Source organism: Streptomyces sp. NBC_01260 (genome assembly GCF_036226405.1).
Classification (GTDB): Bacteria; Actinomycetota; Actinomycetes; order Streptomycetales; family Streptomycetaceae; genus Streptomyces; species Streptomyces laculatispora.
Genome location: NZ_CP108464.1, coordinates 2,824,659 through 2,840,997, shown reverse-complemented (window position 1 = coordinate 2,840,997; position 16,339 = coordinate 2,824,659). Strand labels below are relative to the sequence as shown.

Sequence of the window (16,339 nt, the reverse complement as noted above, 5' to 3'; positions counted from 1 at the left end):
CGGACCGCGGACGTACAGCCGGTGATCGGCCCGGCGGCGGAATCCGCGCGGATCCGCCCCGCCGGGTGAGCCGGGCACGGCAGGAGCCGGCGGCCGACCCGGGGCGGCCACCGGCGAGCACCCCGGCACGGAGATAATCGGCCGTATGTCCGCTGAACCCTCCCCGCAGGCCACCCGCTCCCGGCCGCACCCGCGGCCCCCGGAGCACCGGCCGGTCCGTGGCCGGGCCGCTGCCGCCCTGGCCTCGGCGGCGCCGGTGCTCGGTGTCTACGCGGCCGTGCGAATCGTCGGGCTCGTCGTCCTCTGGGTGGCCGCGTCCGTCGCGGGGAAGGACGCCCCGCATCTGCTCAGTGAGCGCTGGGACTCGGTCTGGTACCAGCGGGTCGCCGAGAACGGCTACGGGTACACCGTCACGCTCGCGGACGGCGCCATCCACTCCGACCTGGCGTTCTTCCCGCTGCTGCCCGCACTGGAGCGCGGCATCGCGGAAGTGACCCCGCTCGGGCTCGCGGGCGCCGGACTGCTGGTCGCGTGGGTGGCGGGTCTCCTCGCCGCCTGGGGGATCTTCGCCGTCGGCGCACGGCTGTACGGGCGCCGGGCCGGGGTGGTGCTGGCCGCGCTGTGGGGGGTGTACCCGACGGCGTTCGTCCAGTCGATGGCGTACACCGAGACCCTGTTCACCGCGCTCGCCGCCTGGTCGCTGTACGCCGTGCTGACCCGGCGCTGGATCGTGGCCGGTGCGCTGTGCGTACTGGCCGGGCTGACCCGGCCGTCCGCCGCCGCGCTCATCGCCGCCCTCGCGATCACCGCCGCCGCCACCCTCGTACGCGAGTACCGGGCCGGCGCCACCGACGGCATCGTCCGTCGCAACGGCCGGATGCTGGCAGGGGTGATCCTCGCGCCGCTGGGCTGGCTCGCGTACGTGGTCTTCGTCGCCGTGCGCGAGGGCAGCCCGTTCGCCTACTTCGACGTCCAGGCGCAGTGGGGCAACAGCATCGACGGGGGCGTGGCCCTCGCCTCGTTCATCCTCGGCCTTCCGCTGCCGGGGGCGCTCGGGCTGTGCGCGGCGCTGGCGGGCCTGGGGTCGCTGGTGTACCTGTGCGTACGGCAGCGCCAGCCGCTCCCCGTACTCGTCTACGGCATCGCCGTCGTCGTCATCTCGCTCATCGGATCGGGGTACTTCGGCTCCCGGCCCCGGCTGATGATGCCCGCGTTCCCGCTCCTGCTGCCGCCCGCCGTCGCACTGCTCCGGCTGCGTTCCGCGGTCCGCACGGCGACGGTTCTCGCGGTACTCGCCGCGGCCTCGGCGGCGTACGGTGCGTGGACGCTGCTCGGCTCCGGCCCGCCGTGAGTTGGGCCCACGGACCCACGCATCCGCAGGGCATCAGTTGTTAGCGTGCGGAGTCCGTGCGGTATGAGTGCCGGCGCAACGGTTCGCCGGGCAGGAACGGGGAGAAAATGAAGGCACGTACGGCAGCCATGGCGGCCACCACAGCAGTGCTCTGCCTCGCGGCCGTCGCCTGCGGCCCCTCCGACGACAAGTCCGAGAAGGACGGCAAGGCGGCCGCCACCTCCGCGAAGCCGAGCGGTACGGACACCCCGGACCCGGCCGCCAGTGCCTCCGCCGCCCCCACCTCGACGCCCTCCAGCAGCGGCAAGGTCCTCAGCAAGGCCGAGCTGGCCAAGGCCGCCCTGACCACCGGCGAGGTGGCGGACTACGAGGTCACGCCGATGCAGGGCGGCGACGAGACCGGCACCGAGAAGTCCGAGAACGACGACTGCCGGCCCCTGGTCGCCGTGATCAACGGCGCCCCCGAACCCGCCGCGACCGCCACCGTCTTCCGTACCGTCATGGACAAGTCCGAAGAGGGCAAGGACGACCAGACCGTCGTCACCGAGATCCTCACCTCGCACCCCGACGGTTCCGCGCAGCAGCTCATGCGCGGTGTCCGGGACGCGGTCCAGGCCTGCAAGGGCGGATTCCGTACATCGAGTGAGGACGGCCCCTCCTCGTACACCCAGGTCAAGCAGCTGAACCTGCCCCGGGCGGGCCAGGAGAGCATCGCCTACCAGGTGACCGGGGGCATCGAGGGGGACAAGGTGCCGCTGGTCTTCCAGCTGGTACGGACGGGATCGACCGTCGTCACCTTCTACGTGGCCAACTTCATCGACCCGAAGACTCCTGAGCTCCCGGCCGAACTGGTCGCCGCCCAGGCCGCGAAGCTGCCCTGACCCGGGGCGGGAGCGCACGTGGCGTCGTCCACGGGCTCTCACCGCGGGCCCGAATACCGCGATCGGGCCCCCGACCGGGCCGGCAGCCCACCGCTTCTCATGCGGACGAGGGAACCTATTCGGGCGGCCGTCCATTCGGGCGGCCGCCCGCAGCGCATTGCCGTGTCGCGGAAGCGAGACCGGATGGCGTTACGCGGAACCCGGACCGGATTCCGTCAGTTGGCCGACCCCCTGCTGCGTCACCCAGGTGAACTCTCCCGGCCGGCACAGCTCGGCCCGTACACCGGGATCGCTGCCGCGGACGGTCAGATGATGGCCGGTACTGAACACCAGACGCAACGAACCGCTCCTGAAGGCGACGGCGGACAGCACCGTCGCGCCGTTCAGCACGCCGGCCTCCCCGGGCGGCAGGACAACCGGCTCGGGTGCGGTGGCCGGGCCGTGCGTGATCCGCACGGGCCCGACGACCGTGAGCCGGGTCCCGCCGTCCAGGGTGAGGTCGAGCCGTGAGCCGTCCGGTGCGCCGAAGACGCCCAGCACCCGCGCGGATCTCAGACCGCGCAGGACCCAGCGGTCCGCGCTGCTGTCGAGGGACGGTTCGCTCACGGTTCCTCCGGAAGATGATCGAAGATGTTACCGATGCTGTCACCGGGGGACCCGTCGGGCATCTGCGGGTAGACCTCGCCGGTATTCGGGTCGATGAGCATGTCCGGATTCCGGTTGGCGCCGTTGCCGCGCCAGCCACCCTGGTTCTTCACCTTGTGGATGGCCTCCTTGATCTGCTTGACCGTGTACCCAGTCTTCTGCGACAAGGCGTTCGGCTTGGACACCATCCCGCAGGGGTCGTCGTTGTGGACGAGCACGGACGTCCCGCCGGCGACCACGTAGTAGGTGTGGATGCCACTGACGGTGAGGTCGTGGGTGGTCTGGCGCTGGGTGTAGCGGGAGACACCGGCGACGGCGAGTACGGACCCGTCGGGGGTGCGCAGCTTCATGCCGGGTGTGATGTCGCCCGCGTCGGCCCAGCGCCGCTCCCCGGTGATCCAGAACGGGTGGGTGTCGGTCGCGGTGATCACCGCGGGCCCGCCGAGGGTGCGGAAGGTCAGCCGGGTGAAGTCCTTGTCGTCCTCGGTGGTGATGGCCCGCTCGACGCGCCGCGCGGCGGTCGTGCCGCTGGAGGGGTCGGTTGCGGTCACCAGGTCGCCGGGGCGGACCGCCTCGATGGGCACGGTGCGTCCGTCGGCCAGGAGGACCGGGGTGCCTGCCGGGAAGCTGTGCTTGACCGGGCAGTTCGGCTTCTCGGGCTTCTTCTCGTCGGGTTTGTCGTCCTTCTTGGGTGGGCTCTTCTTCTCGCCGTCGACTTTCTTTCCGGCGTTCTCCAGGGCCTTTTCGGCGTCCTTGACCTTCTTGCGGCTCTTGATGAGGCCCTTGAGGCCGTCGTAGAGGTCGCCGCCGTGCTTCTTCAGGCTCTTGATGAGCTTGTAGGCTTTCTTCCACTTCCAGGGCGCCCCGTACTTCGCCCCGAGTTTCCCGACCGCGCCGCCGATCAGGCTGAGCAGGACGTTGATCAGGGTCTCGGTGCAGGCACCCATGTCGCCCTTGGTGATGCAGTCCAGGGCGTCGGTGATGCCCAGCTCGTCGGCGAGGATCTTCGCGAGTTCCTTCGCCGCGTCGAGCGCCTTGTCACCGTTGGACTTCTCGTCCTTCTTCGCGTCCTCAAGGCCCTTCAGTGCCTTGTCGTACTCGATCTGCGCCGGAGACTTCTGCGAACCGTCCGGATTCTTGTCGGAGGCCGGGTCACCGTTGCCCGGGCTGTTCGAACCACCGCCCTGCGCGTCGGCGTTGCCGTCACCGCCACAGTTGCCACCGCCACTGATCCGGCAGACCTGAACACCGATCTTCTCCGACAGATCAGCGCCGATCCCCGTCGCGACCAACGCGCCGACGATCGCCACGACCACCAGGACCAGACCCAGATACTCCAGCGCACCCTGACCCCGGTCACACCGCCCACCCCGGCCACGGCGCCCACGCCCACGCCCACCACGCAACCCCAACAACCGCACATCCGTCCGCGGCACGGCATGCCGAAACCTGCGATGTACTCGGCGTACCCGACGGACGTCCCCCAGCTGTGACATGTTTTCGACACTAGGCGCCGGGGTACCCGGGTGTCTTGGGCCCTCAGGCCCCATCTCCGGTCTCAGCAGCGGTCGTTCAGCCGAGAGGCCCGTCGCTCTGGGTGATTCCCACCCGCACGCCCGGCCGCAGCCCCCACTTCGCCATCGCACCGGCCTCCGACTCGATCACGTGCCGGGCCCGGAGCCGGGGGAGGCCCAGCCGTCCCGGCTTCATCGTGTGGACCGCCACCACGTTCAACTTCCGGTCCAGGTAGGCCACATCGATCGTGAACCGCATGCGGAAGGAGTGCACACTCCCGCACGGCGTGATCAGCAGCGCGCCGTCGATGCCGTCCTGTCCGAGCAGCCCACGGCTGCGGTGACGGTACGAGGCCGCGATCCGCAGCGGTATCCCTGTCTCCCGTTCCCCCTCCGGGTCCGTGATCGTCAGCGTTCCTGTGCCATTGCGCCATCGAGCCATGGCCATGACGGTAGCGCCACGTGACGGCCTCTGGGCCCGTAACGGCGGGCAGTGGGCCCCAGGGCCCATGACCGCTGTGCGTCCGGCACCTAGGGTCGATGACGTGTACGCCATGCTGATAGGGGTCGCCGCCCTCTGGGGTGCCGCGACCGGACTGCTGGTTCCGCGCGCTGCCTACCGGTTCTCCGTCGAACCCGAGGACGCATGGCGGGACGCCTGCCCAGCCGGCCACGCCCTCACCGGGCCGGGCCGCGGCTGGCTCGGCTCCACGCGCTGTACTACCTGCGCGGAGGTGGGGGCGGCCGTCGCCGTGCACACGGCCACCGGGTCGGGAGTCGCCCGGCCGGGCCCGGATGTCGAGACAAACACGGACACCGGCACCGATATCGGTACGGGCGCGGACAGCGGCACGGACTCGGCCGCAGTCGCCCCGACGCCGTACCGGGGCGGCCCGCGCTACGCGCCCTCCCTCCTCGTCCCCGTCGTCTCCGCCCTCGGCTGCGCCGCCGTCGCCGCGACCACCGGGGCCCGCCCCGAACTCGCCGTGTGGCTGCTGCTCGCCCCCGTCGCCGTGCTCCTCGCGGCCATCGACCGCCGCGTCCACCGGCTGCCGGACGAGCTGACGCTGCCGGCCGCGGGAGCCGCCGCCGTCCTCCTGGGCATTGCCGTACTGCTGCCGGAACACGGCGGCTCCTGGCTGTCCGCCCTGCTCGGCGGCGTCGCGCTCGGCGCCTTCTACTTCCTGCTCTTCCTCATCAACCCCAACGGAATGGGCTTCGGCGACGTCAAGCTCGCGCTCTCGCTGGGCGTGGCACTCGGCTGGTACGGCTGGGCCGTCGTGTTCGCCGGGGGCTTCGCCGGGTTCCTGTTCGGTGCGGCGTACGGTCTCGCGCTGATGATCATGCGCCGCGCCGGGCGCAAGACGGGCATCCCCTTCGGCCCGTTCATGATCGCCGGTGCACTGCTGGGAATCCTCTTCGGCGGCCTGGCCGCCTGAGAGGCTGTCGGGCGGCCTCTGAGCCCGTCCCCGTCCGTCTTCCGCCCCCGCCCTGCCTCGCCCTATTACGCTCGCGCGCGGCGGTGCCCGGCTGAGACCATTTCCGTATGCCCGGAACACCCGAAGACACGCAAGCGGCAGAGGCGGCCCGGCGTGCCCGGTTCGATGCCCTGGTCACCGAGGCGGACACCGTCTCCGTGGCCGGCTGGGACTTCTCCTGGCTCGACGGCCGGGCCACCGAGGAACGGCCCTCCTGGGGGTACGCCCGCGCCATGGGGGAGCGGCTGGGCCGGGCGAGCGCCGCGCTCGACATCCAGACCGGCGGGGGCGAGGTGCTCGCCTCCGCGCCGAAGCTGCCGCCGCTGACCGTCGCCACCGAGTCCTGGCCGCCGAACATCGCCCGCGCCACCGCCCTGCTGCACCCGCTCGGCGCGGCCGTCGTCGCGGACGCGGACGAGCCGCCGCTGCCGTTCGGCGACGCGGCCTTCGACCTCGTCGTCAGCCGGCATCCGGTGACCACCTGGTGGGACGAGATCGCCCGGGTCCTGGTGCCCGGCGGCACGTACTTCTCGCAGCAGGTCGGCCCCGCCAGCGTCTTCGAACTCGTCGAGTACTTCCTCGGCCCGCAGCCGCCGGAGGTACGTGGCGGACGCGACCCGGAACAGGCGCGCGCGGCGGCCGAGGCGGCCGGTCTCGAAGTCGTCGGCCTGAGGCCCGAGCGACTGCGTACCGAGTTCTTCGACATCGGCGCCGTCGTCTACTTCCTGCGCAAGGTGATCTGGATGGTGCCGGGCTTCACCGTCGAGCGGTACCGGCCGCAACTCGCCGCGCTGCACCAGCAGATCGAGGACGAGGGGCCGTTCGTCGCACACACCACCCGCTTTCTGATCGAGGCCCGCAAACCGGGGCGGCCGGTCTGAGGCCGTATGCCCTTCCCGCGCCCGAAGAATGGCACTCTGGTCGCTGAGCGCACGGGGAAGGAGCAGGCCATGAGGGTCGGCAGCGACGAGGAAGCCACGCGCAGCCCGCGGCAGGGGAACTCCGAATGGCTCAGAGGCGCACGGATCGTGGGCGTCCTCGGCGTTTTCTACCGCCCCGAGGGGCGGATGGGCGAGCCGGAGGCCGTTGAATTCCTGCTGTCCGACAGTCAGTCGGTGCTTCTCACCTGTGCCTCCGACGGCACCCTGCACGTGGGCGCCGGTACCTGGCCGCGTCTGCCCGACTGGTGCGTACCGGCCGCGCAGTGGGAGTTCGCCACGATGGCGAATCTGCCGCAGCCGCCCGAGGGCGGCTGGACGGTGCTGAGCACCGAGGAGCGCCGGGACGAGCGGGGTGAGGTCCACGAGGCCGTCATCCGCTGCGAGGGCGGCCGTTTCGTGGTCATCGGCGGCGACACCGTGGGAATCAGGTTCACCCGGGGCCACCGGGGCGCGGCGTCGGCGACCTGACGGCAGGCGGCGGCCGGGGGGTGCGGACCCCGCCGGCGGCCGCCCGCAGCCGGAATGTGCACGTCCTGTGCACGTCTCGTGGACGCTTTCGGCGTCAAGGCGACACCCCCGGGCGTCCGTGCAGGTCCAAGGGCTGCGGAGCCCCGGATTCCGTGCTCACAACGGAGTCCCGCACATCCGGAGAGTAATTATTCGGCGGCGATGCACGCAGCATCACTTACGAAGGGTTATGGTGGAAACCCCCCCTCGGGCCGGTCCGTAACCCCCCCCCACGGACCGGCCCGTTTTTTTTGTGCCCCGGCGCGAACGGGGGCGCGGCACCCGCCGAGGTGAGGCCCGTCAGGCCCGTCCGGCCCAGATATTGGTTCCCGCGGTGTCCACGGCGAAGGTGTCGATCTCCTTCAGCTCCCCTGCGGACAGCGCCGGACCGGCCAGCGCCGCGACGTTCTCCTCCAGCTGCTCCACACTCGACGCGCCGATCAGGGCCGACGTCATACGGCTGTCGCGCAGCGCCCAGTTGAGGGCCAGCTGGGCCAGCGACTGGCCACGCCGGTGCGCGATGTCGTTCAGCCCGTTGAGCCGGCGCACCACCTCGTCCGAGAGCAGGTCCGGGTTGAGGGACTTGCCCTGGGTGGCGCGCGAACCCGCCGGAATGCCCTTCAGGTACTTATTGGTCAGCAGCCCCTGGGCGAGCGGCACGAAGGAGATGCAGCCCATGCCGGCCGCCTCCAGCGTGTCCAGCAGGCCGTCGTCCTCGGTCCAGCGGTTGATCATCGAGTAGGACGGCTGGTGGATCAGGGCCGGCACCCCCATCTCCTTGAGCAGCCGGGCCGCCTCGGCGGTCTGCTCGGAGTTGTACGAGGACACCCCGACGTACAGCGCCTTGCCCTGCCGCACGGCGGAGGCCAGGGCCCCCATCGTCTCCTCCAGCGGGGTGTCCGGGTCGAAGCGGTGCGAGTAGAAGATGTCGACGTGGTCGAGGCCCATCCGCTTGAGGGAGGCGTCGAGCGACGACAGCAGGTACTTGCGCGAGCCCCACTCGCCGTAGGGACCGGGGTGCATGTCGTACCCGGCCTTGGTGGAGATCACCAGCTCGTCTCGGTACGGGGCGAAGTCCTGCCGGAAGAGCTTCCCGAAGTTGAGCTCGGCGGAGCCGGGCGGCGGGCCGTAGTTGTTGGCCAGGTCGAAATGCGTCACGCCGAGGTCGAAGGCGCGGCGCAGGATGGCGCGCTGCGAGTCGAGCGCGCGGTCGTCGCCGAAGTTGTGCCAGAGGCCGAGGGAGACGGCCGGGAGCTTGAGGCCGCTGCGGCCGGTGCGCCGGTACTCCATGGAGTCGTAGCGCGACCCTGCGGCCAGATAAGAGGAAGAGGATTCAGTCACGTTTCCCTCTTTATCACGGACTTGTGACAGGCCGGGTTGGGCCGGTGCGGCGCCTGCGCAGTAATGTGGCGGCTTCGGGACTGCCACGGCACGGCGGGGCGATCGGCCCTCTACCGGTGCGACGATCCCCAGGGGGTCAGCCCCGGGCGAGGCGGCGGGCGGGCCCGCACGGAACCGAGAGGTGGACTCAGTGAACTTGCGCGACCTGGTGTACGGGCTCTACGCCCGCCGGGTGGAGGCCCGCCTCGATCACGCCCAGGTGCCCAAGCACATCGGTGTCATCCTCGACGGGAACCGGCGCTGGGCGAAGGCGTCCGGCGGCACCGCCGCGGAGGGGCACCAAGCGGGTGCGGACAAGATCAAGGAACTCCTCGGCTGGTGCAGCGAGACCGACGTCGAAGTCGTCACCCTCTGGATGCTGTCCACGGACAACTTCGACCGGCCCGAGTCGGAGCTCATCCCGCTCCTCGGCATCATCGAGAACACCGTGCGCGACCTCGTCGCGGACGGCCGGTGGCGGGTCCACCACGTCGGCACGCTCGACCTGCTGCCCGCGCACACCCAGACGGTCCTCAAGGAGGCCGAGCAGGACACGGTCGGGGTCGACGGAATACTGGTCAACGTCGCCGTCGGCTACGGCGGCCGCCAGGAGATCGCCGACGCGGTGCGGTCCCTGCTGCTCGACCACTCCTCGAAGGGCACGTCCTTCGAGGACCTGGCGGAGATCGTCTCCACCGACCTGATCTCCGAGCACCTCTACACCCGGGGCCAGCCCGACCCGGACCTGGTGATCCGGACCAGCGGGGAGCAGCGCCTGTCGGGCTTCATGCTCTGGCAGAGCGCGCACTCCGAGTACTACTTCTGCGAGGTCTTCTGGCCGGCCTTCCGCCGGGTCGACTTCCTGCGGGCCCTGCGTGACTACGCGGCCCGCCACCGCCGCTACGGCGGCTGACGACAGCCCTTCCGGACCGCCCGGCGTGTCCGGGCCCGGCCTCTCCGGCCCGCCCCGCGTGTCCGGGCGGGCCGCGTCCTTTTCAGGCCCGCCCTGCGGCCGGGGAAGGGGCCGTTCGGGTGGTGTGCCCGAACCCGCCCGACGGGCCGCCGCCCACTGTCCTACCGGTTGCGTCCTCAATGCCGGACGGGCTTGAGCGGCTCGGGCGGCATGGCTTCGCGTGTTCGAGGGAATACCCCTGACAGGTCGACGTCCGGTCAGAAACCAGGCGGATGTCGTCACCAAGTGAGCGGCATGGAGTCCGCTCGCCCGGGAGGCCCTTTGCACACGAAGGACCGTACATACAGTGCGGCTGACGTCGAGGGCCGGCGCTCGGCCCGTGCAAGGTGGCCGAAGCCCGGTCCGTCCTCTCCCTTTGGGATGCTCCGCGACGTCGTCGCACCCCAACCTCGTCCGAGGGGGTACGTCCTTCCGTGGTGACCAGCACAAAGCGCCGCATGCCCGACAGGCGCACCTATGTTCTCGACACCAGCGTCCTGCTGGCCGATCCGAACGCCATGTCCCGGTTCGACGAGCACGAAGTCGTGCTCCCGATCGTCGTGGTCACGGAACTGGAGGCCAAACGGCACCATCCGGAGCTCGGGTACTTCGCCCGGCAGGCCCTGCGCCTGCTGGACGACTTCCGGGTCCGGTACGGCCGGCTGGATGCCCCGATCCCGCTCGGGGATCTGGGCGGGACGCTGCGCGTCGAACTCAACCATTCCGATCCCGGCGTACTGCCCGCCGGCTACCGGTTGGGGGACAACGACTCACGGATTCTCGCGGTCGCGCGCAATCTCCAGGCCGAGGGGTACGACGTCACGGTCGTCTCCAAGGACCTGCCGCTGCGCATCAAGGCGTCATCGGTCGGCCTCCTCGCCGAGGAGTACCGCGCCGAACTCGCCATCACCGATTCGGGCTGGATGGGGATGGGCGAACTGCCGCTCTCCGCCGAACAGGTGGACCTGCTCTTCGGAGAGGAGACGCTGTACGTCCCCGAGGCCGCCGATCTGCCCGTGCACACCGGTCTGGTCCTCCAGTCCGAGCGCGGCAAGGCGCTCGGCCGGGTGACGCCGGAGGGCGATGTCCGGCTCGTCCGCGGCGACCGGGAGGCCTTCGGTATCCACGGACGCAGCGCCGAGCAGCGCATCGCCCTGGATCTGCTGCTGGACCAGGACGTCGGCATCGTCTCGCTCGGCGGCCGGGCCGGCACCGGTAAATCCGCACTGGCGCTCTGCGCCGGTCTGGAGGCCGTGCTGGAGCGGGGGCAGCACAAGAAGGTGATGGTCTTCCGGCCGCTGTACGCGGTCGGCGGGCAGGATCTCGGCTATCTGCCCGGTTCCGAGGCCGAGAAGATGGGCCCCTGGGCGCAGGCCGTCTTCGACACGCTCTCGGCGGTCGCCGGGCGCGAGGTCATCGAGGAGGTCCTGGGGCGCGGGATGCTGGAGGTGCTGCCGCTCACCCACATCCGGGGCCGGTCGCTCCACGACGCCTTCGTGATCGTCGACGAGGCCCAGTCGCTCGAACGGAACGTCCTGCTGACCGTGTTGTCCCGGATCGGGGCGAATTCCCGGGTGGTGCTCACGCATGACGTGGCCCAGCGGGACAACCTCCGGGTCGGCCGGTACGACGGAGTGGTCGCCGTGGTCGAGAAGCTGAAGGGCCATCCGCTCTTCGCGCACATCACGCTCACCCGGTCCGAGCGCTCCCCCATCGCCGCGCTGGTGACCGAAATGCTGGAGGAAGGCCACATCTGACAGGGGATAGGACAGTTGGTGCCGCCCGGCGAGCGAAGCAGCTTAGCCGGGCGGCACTGTGTTGCGGTGCCATTTCCGTAATTCACTTGCTCCAAACGAGGTGTGAGCTTTCACACGCAACAGAGAATTGCTTCCCGGCGTCCCGTTCCGGCAGAGTCTTGCTTCCGTCAGGCCCCGCATACGGCACACCCGCACCTCCAGAGGTGCAACGCAGCACACAACTCAACAGCCGCCGTCCGTATGCCGCCCGCGAGCACCACGCGGCGTTCCCTCCGGGGAGTCGCCCACCGGGCCCGTGCCTCCCGTGACCCAAGCAGTAGGGAGGCCAGCGTCAGGGGCACGATTGCGCCCGCGAGGTCACCTAAGCGGGCGATGCTGGAAGGACACCGTGTGAGCCGGATCTCGGTCCGGGGGTTCGCCGTGGCATCTGCCACAGCTGTAACCACCGTAGGCGCCGTCGTAGGAGTTGCAGCGGGCAGCACTCCTGCTGTCGGCGACAACAACTTCGAGGCCACCGCAGCCGACACCACGCTGCTCGCCGACATCCCCGCGGGCCAGCAGGCCCAGGTGCAGACCGCTTCCCTGACGCAGCAGGCCGACGCCCAGGCGTCCGCGGCCGACGCGACGGCGAAGAAGTCCGCTGAGGAGTCGGCCCGCATCCAGGCTGCCAAGGACGCCAAGTCGAAGAAGCAGGCGGCCGAGGACCAGCTGGCGAAGGAGCGGAAGGCCGAGCAGGACAAGAAGGACGCGGCCGAGCGTGCCAGCCGTTCCGAGGTCCGCAGTGCCTCCGCCTTCGCCACCCAGGGCTCGTACTCCGTGTCCGAGGTTCAGGCGATGGCCCGTCAGATGATTCCTGGCGACCAGTTCCAGTGCTTCAGCAACATCGTGAACCACGAGTCGACCTGGAACTACCGGGCGAGCAACCCGTCTTCCGGTGCCTACGGCCTCGTGCAGGCGCTGCCCGGCTCGAAGATGGCGTCCGCCGGTGCCGACTGGCAGACCAACCCGGCCACCCAGATCAAGTGGGGCCTCAACTACATGGACAGCCGCTACGGCAGCCCGTGCGGTGCCTGGTCCTTCTGGCAGGCCAACAGCTGGTACTAGAACCTTCCGAGGTTCAGTTCTCAACCTCACGAAGCCCCCCTCCGTCCTACGGTGGGGGGCTTCGCGCATGTACGGTCGTGCGGGACCGTTCCCGGGGGGAGCGGTGGGGAGTGCGGACGGGGGTAGAGGAACCGTTATGTCAAAACTGCCGGGATGGCTCGGACAACTGGGTGCTGAACTGACCAGGATGGGTGAGCGCCTGGAGGAACGCCGCGTCGAGGCGGACGACGAGGACGACAAGGCGGCACGCGAGGGTTCGTCGGCGACGGCCCGCACCGAGCCGGGGGGCGCTGCCGCCGATCATGTGCCGCCGCCGCCCGCGTACGCCCCCTCGGTCGCCGCGCGCCCCGATCCGGTAGCCGCGATCCCCTGGGGGATGCGGGTCGCCGCCGAGGCCGGCTGGCGGCTGCTCGTGCTCGCGGGCACCCTCTGGGTGCTCATGCGGGTCATCAGCGCGGTGCAGTTGGTGGTGCTGGCCTTCGTCGCCGCGCTGCTCGTCACCGCGATGCTCCAGCCGACGGTCGCCCGGCTGAGGCGGTACGGACTGCCGCGCGGACTGGCCACCGCCGTCACCGCGGTCCTGGGCTTCGTGATCATGGGCCTGGTCGGCTGGTTCGTGGTCTGGCAGGTGATGGACAACATCGACACCCTCTCCGACAAGGTGCGGACGGGTATCGAGGATCTGAAGAACTGGCTGCTGGACAGCCCGTTCCATGTCACCGACCAGCAGATCAACGACATCGCGAAGAACCTCAGCGACACCGTCGGCACCAACACCGAGGCCATAACCTCCGCCGGACTCCAGGGCGTCACGGTGATGGTGGAGCTCCTCACCGGGATGCTGCTGGCGATGTTCTCCACGCTCTTCCTGCTGTACGACGGCAAACGCATCTGGCACTGGGTGCTGAAGCTCGTGCCCGCCCAGGCGCGGCCGGGTGTCGCCGGAGCCGGTCCGCGTGCCTGGCGGACGCTGACCGCCTATGTGCGGGGCACGGTCATAGTCGCGCTGATCGACGCGATCTTCATCGGCCTCGGGATCTACTTCCTCAATGTGCCGATGGCCGTACCGCTGGCCGTCTTCATCTTCCTCTTCGCCTTCATCCCGCTCGTCGGAGCGGTGGTCTCCGGGGCACTGGCCGTCGTGGTCGCGCTCGTCACCGAGGGCGTGTTCACCGCGCTGATGGTGCTGGTGGTGGTCCTGGCGGTGCAGCAGATCGAGGGCCACATCCTGCAGCCGTTCATCCTGGGCCGCGCGGTGCGCGTGCACCCGCTGGCCGTGGTGCTCTCGGTCGCCGCGGGCGGCATGATCGCGGGCATCGGGGGTGCGGTCGTCGCGGTGCCGCTGGTCGCGGTGACCAATACCGTGGTCGGCTACCTGCGGTCGTACGGGCAGGAGGAGTCCCAGCGCCATGCGCCGCCGCCGCACGGGGCGACCGCACTGGACGCGGCGCCGACCCCGGCGCCCGGATCGCCGCCGGACGAGATCGACGACGGCAGCGACGAGGAGCCGGTGGCGGACGCGCCGAAGGAACCCTGAGCGGACACAGAAGAAGGGCCCCGTGGACGGTCGGTCGTCCTCGGGGCCCTTCTCGTACCTGGGTACTGCTGGTGTTACTCGGCGAGGACTGCCTCGGCTTCGAGGGTCACGCCGACCGCCTGGATCACCGAGGCGATCTTGACGGCTTCCTGAATGGTCTCACGGTCCACGCCGGCCTTGCGCAGCACCTGCTCGTGGGAGTCCAGGCACTGGCCGCAGCCGTTGATCGCGGAGACGGCGAGCGACCACAGCTCGAAGTCGACCTTCTCCACGCCCGGCTTGCCGATCACGTTCATCCGCAGGCCCGCACGGAGTGTCCCGTACTCGGGGTCCGACAGCAGGTGCCGGGTCCGGTAGAAGACGTTGTTCATCGCCATGATGGCGGCGGCCGACTTCGCGGCGGTGTACGCCTCCGCGGAGAGGTTGGCCTTCGCCTCCGGCTCCAGCTCACGCAGCACCTTCGGCGAGCGCGAGGCGATCGCGCAGGCGAGGACGGTGCCCCAGAGCTGCTGCTGCGGCAGTTCGCTGTTCCCGATGACCGAACCGAGGTTCAGCTTCAGGTCCTTGGCGAAGTCCGGAACGGCGGCCTTCAGTTCGTCGAGTGCCATGTGGGTGTCAGCTCACTCGCCCGAGAGGAGCGCGACCGGGTCCAGGGTCGTCTCGCCCTTGGTCCAGTTGCAGGGGCACAGCTCGTCGGTCTGCAGGGCGTCGAGGACCCGCAGGACCTCCTTGGGGTTACGGCCCACGGAACCGGCGGTCACCATCGTGAACTGGATCTCGTTGTTCTGGTCGACGATGAAGACGGCGCGCTGCGCGAAGCCGTCCTCGCCCTCGATGCCGAGGTCCCGCATGAGCTCGTGCTTGGAGTCGGCCAGCATCGGGAACGGCAGGTCGGTGAGGTCCGGGTGGTCCTTGCGCCAGGCGTGGTGCACGAACTCGGAGTCACCGGAGAAGCCGAGGATCTGGGCGTCGCGGTCGGCGAACTCCTCGTTCAGCTTGCCGAAGGCGGCGATCTCGGTGGGGCACACGAAGGTGAAGTCCTTCGGCCACGCGAAGACGATCTTCCACTGACCCTCGTAGGTCTTGTGGTTGATCTGCTCGAACTCCTTGCCGCTCTCCAGCGAAACGCAGGCGGTCAGATCGAACTCGGGAAACTTGTCACCGACAGTGAGCACGCGTTCTCCTTGCAGCGTAGGAATTCCCTTTTTGGGGGAGTTCCTGAGGGTTGGACGACCTCCACCTTGGCACAGAGTGCATTGATCACGGAAATAGCTACACTCGGTCGTGATGATCGGAGGTGCCTATCAGTGGCGCAGATATACCAGGGCAATCGGCCCAAACAGCCCAGCCTCTCGCAGCTGCGCGCCTTCACGGCGGTGGCGGAACATCTGCACTTCCGGGACGCGGCGGCAGCAATCGGGATGAGTCAGCCCGCGCTCTCCGGGGCCGTGTCGGCGCTGGAGGAGGCACTGGGTGTCCAGCTCATCGAGCGTACGACGCGTAAGGTGCTGCTCTCGCCCGCCGGGGAGCGGCTCGCGGTGCGGGCCCGCGCCGTGCTGGAGGCCGTCGGTGAGCTGATGGAGGAGGCCGAGGCGGTGCGGGCGCCCTTCACCGGGGTGCTCAGGCTCGGCGTGATCCCTACCGTCGCCCCGTACCTGCTGCCGACCGTGCTGCGGCTGGTCCATGAGCGCTATCCGGACCTCGACCTCCAGGTGCACGAGGAGCAGACGTCCTCGCTGCTGGAGGGGCTGGCTGCCGGGCGGCTCGATCTGCTGCTGCTCGCGGTGCCCCTCGGAGTGCCCGGGGTGAGTGAACTCCCGCTCTTCGAGGAGGACTTCGTGCTGGTGATGGAGCGCAGCCACTGGCTCGGCGGCCGGGCCGACATCCCGCGCGAGGCGCTGCGCGAGCTGCCGCTGCTGCTCCTGGACGAGGGGCACTGCCTGCGCGACCAGGCGCTCGACATCTGCCGGGAGGCGGGACGTACCGAGGGCGCGCCGGTCACCACGACCGCGGCCGGGCTCTCCACCCTGGTGCAGCTCGTGGCCGGCGGACTCGGGGTGACGCTGCTGCCGCGCACCGCGGTCACGGTCGAGACCGCCCGCAACGAGGCGCTGACCACCGGGTACTTCGCGCATCCGGCGCCCGCCCGGCGGGTGGCGCTGGGGATGCGGACGGGGGCGGCCCGGCACGAGGAGTTCGAGGAGTTCGCCGAGGCGTTGCGCGGGGCGATGGCGACGCTTCCGGTACGGGTGGCGACGGCCGGCCGGACCTGAGCACAGGTCCGGCCGGCCG

The 16,339-nt window shown here is 70.1% G+C and carries 16 protein-coding genes; 10 read left to right on the top strand and 6 right to left on the bottom strand.

Annotated features, from left to right (window positions below):
- Positions 1-145 precede the first annotated feature (145 nt).
- Together OG322_RS12195 and OG322_RS12190 are read left to right on the top strand one after the other, a co-directional pair.
- A complete protein-coding gene (locus OG322_RS12195; protein WP_124284923.1) occupies positions 146-1,351 on the top strand; it encodes a glycosyltransferase family 39 protein in 1,206 nt (401 codons plus the stop codon).
- Positions 1,352-1,458: 107 nt separating this feature from the next.
- On the top strand, positions 1,459-2,232 hold the full coding sequence (locus tag OG322_RS12190; protein WP_329306397.1) for a hypothetical protein: 774 nt from the start codon (positions 1,459-1,461) through the stop codon (positions 2,230-2,232).
- A gap of 189 nt (positions 2,233-2,421) precedes the next feature.
- Here OG322_RS12190 and OG322_RS12185 read toward each other — a convergent pair whose 3' ends face one another.
- The 3 genes from OG322_RS12185 to OG322_RS12175 form a co-directional block, all read right to left on the bottom strand.
- Positions 2,422-2,838, bottom strand: coding sequence for a DUF6188 family protein (locus OG322_RS12185; protein WP_123461333.1), 417 nt, complete (start codon positions 2,836-2,838; stop codon positions 2,422-2,424).
- Complete coding sequence (locus OG322_RS12180; RefSeq protein WP_148085526.1) at positions 2,835-4,187, bottom strand: Hint domain-containing protein; 1,353 nt, start codon at positions 4,185-4,187, stop codon at positions 2,835-2,837. The genes OG322_RS12185 and OG322_RS12180 overlap by 4 nt, the downstream gene beginning before the upstream one ends.
- Positions 4,188-4,449: 262 nt before the next feature.
- Entirely contained in the window at positions 4,450-4,833 is a 384-nt protein-coding gene (locus tag OG322_RS12175; protein ID WP_123462422.1) for a DUF192 domain-containing protein, read from the bottom strand.
- A gap of 103 nt (positions 4,834-4,936) precedes the next feature.
- Here OG322_RS12175 and OG322_RS12170 point away from each other — a divergent pair, with 103 nt between their 5' ends.
- From OG322_RS12170 to OG322_RS12160, 3 genes are all read left to right on the top strand, one after another.
- Positions 4,937-5,830 carry a prepilin peptidase gene (locus tag OG322_RS12170; RefSeq protein WP_329306396.1) on the top strand — a complete coding sequence of 298 codons (894 nt, stop codon included), beginning with the start codon at positions 4,937-4,939 and terminating at the stop codon, positions 5,828-5,830.
- 107 nt (positions 5,831-5,937) lie between these two features.
- On the top strand, positions 5,938-6,750 hold the full coding sequence (locus tag OG322_RS12165; RefSeq protein WP_124284926.1) for a class I SAM-dependent methyltransferase: 813 nt from the start codon (positions 5,938-5,940) through the stop codon (positions 6,748-6,750).
- A 69-nt stretch (positions 6,751-6,819) separates the two neighbouring features.
- Positions 6,820-7,278, top strand: coding sequence for a hypothetical protein (locus OG322_RS12160; protein ID WP_123461337.1), 459 nt, complete (start codon positions 6,820-6,822; stop codon positions 7,276-7,278).
- Between the two features lie 339 nt (positions 7,279-7,617).
- On the opposite strand, the gene mgrA is transcribed toward OG322_RS12160, so the two are convergent.
- On the bottom strand, positions 7,618-8,658 hold the full coding sequence (gene mgrA / locus OG322_RS12155; RefSeq protein WP_123461338.1) for an L-glyceraldehyde 3-phosphate reductase: 1,041 nt from the start codon (positions 8,656-8,658) through the stop codon (positions 7,618-7,620).
- 190 nt (positions 8,659-8,848) lie between these two features.
- Between mgrA and OG322_RS12150 the strand changes: the two genes are divergently transcribed.
- From OG322_RS12150 to OG322_RS12135, 4 genes are all read left to right on the top strand, one after another.
- Positions 8,849-9,610 (top strand): isoprenyl transferase, encoded by a 762-nt coding sequence (locus OG322_RS12150; protein ID WP_123462424.1) that lies wholly within the window; start codon positions 8,849-8,851, stop codon positions 9,608-9,610.
- 473 nt (positions 9,611-10,083) lie between these two features.
- Positions 10,084-11,406, top strand: a complete 1,323-nt coding sequence (locus OG322_RS12145) for a PhoH family protein (protein ID WP_123461339.1) — start codon at positions 10,084-10,086, stop codon at positions 11,404-11,406.
- Between the two features lie 390 nt (positions 11,407-11,796).
- Positions 11,797-12,510 (top strand): transglycosylase SLT domain-containing protein, encoded by a 714-nt coding sequence (locus OG322_RS12140; protein ID WP_123461340.1) that lies wholly within the window; start codon positions 11,797-11,799, stop codon positions 12,508-12,510.
- A gap of 136 nt (positions 12,511-12,646) precedes the next feature.
- A complete protein-coding gene (locus OG322_RS12135; protein WP_123461341.1) occupies positions 12,647-14,047 on the top strand; it encodes an AI-2E family transporter in 1,401 nt (466 codons plus the stop codon).
- A gap of 74 nt (positions 14,048-14,121) precedes the next feature.
- On the opposite strand, the gene OG322_RS12130 is transcribed toward OG322_RS12135, so the two are convergent.
- Together OG322_RS12130 and OG322_RS12125 are read right to left on the bottom strand one after the other, a co-directional pair.
- Entirely contained in the window at positions 14,122-14,655 is a 534-nt protein-coding gene (locus OG322_RS12130; protein ID WP_123461342.1) for an alkyl hydroperoxide reductase, read from the bottom strand.
- A gap of 12 nt (positions 14,656-14,667) precedes the next feature.
- Complete coding sequence (locus tag OG322_RS12125; RefSeq protein ID WP_123461343.1) at positions 14,668-15,222, bottom strand: peroxiredoxin; 555 nt, start codon at positions 15,220-15,222, stop codon at positions 14,668-14,670.
- 132 nt (positions 15,223-15,354) lie between these two features.
- Here OG322_RS12125 and OG322_RS12120 point away from each other — a divergent pair, with 132 nt between their 5' ends.
- Complete coding sequence (locus tag OG322_RS12120; RefSeq protein ID WP_123461344.1) at positions 15,355-16,320, top strand: hydrogen peroxide-inducible genes activator; 966 nt, start codon at positions 15,355-15,357, stop codon at positions 16,318-16,320.
- Positions 16,321-16,339: the final 19 nt, after the last annotated feature.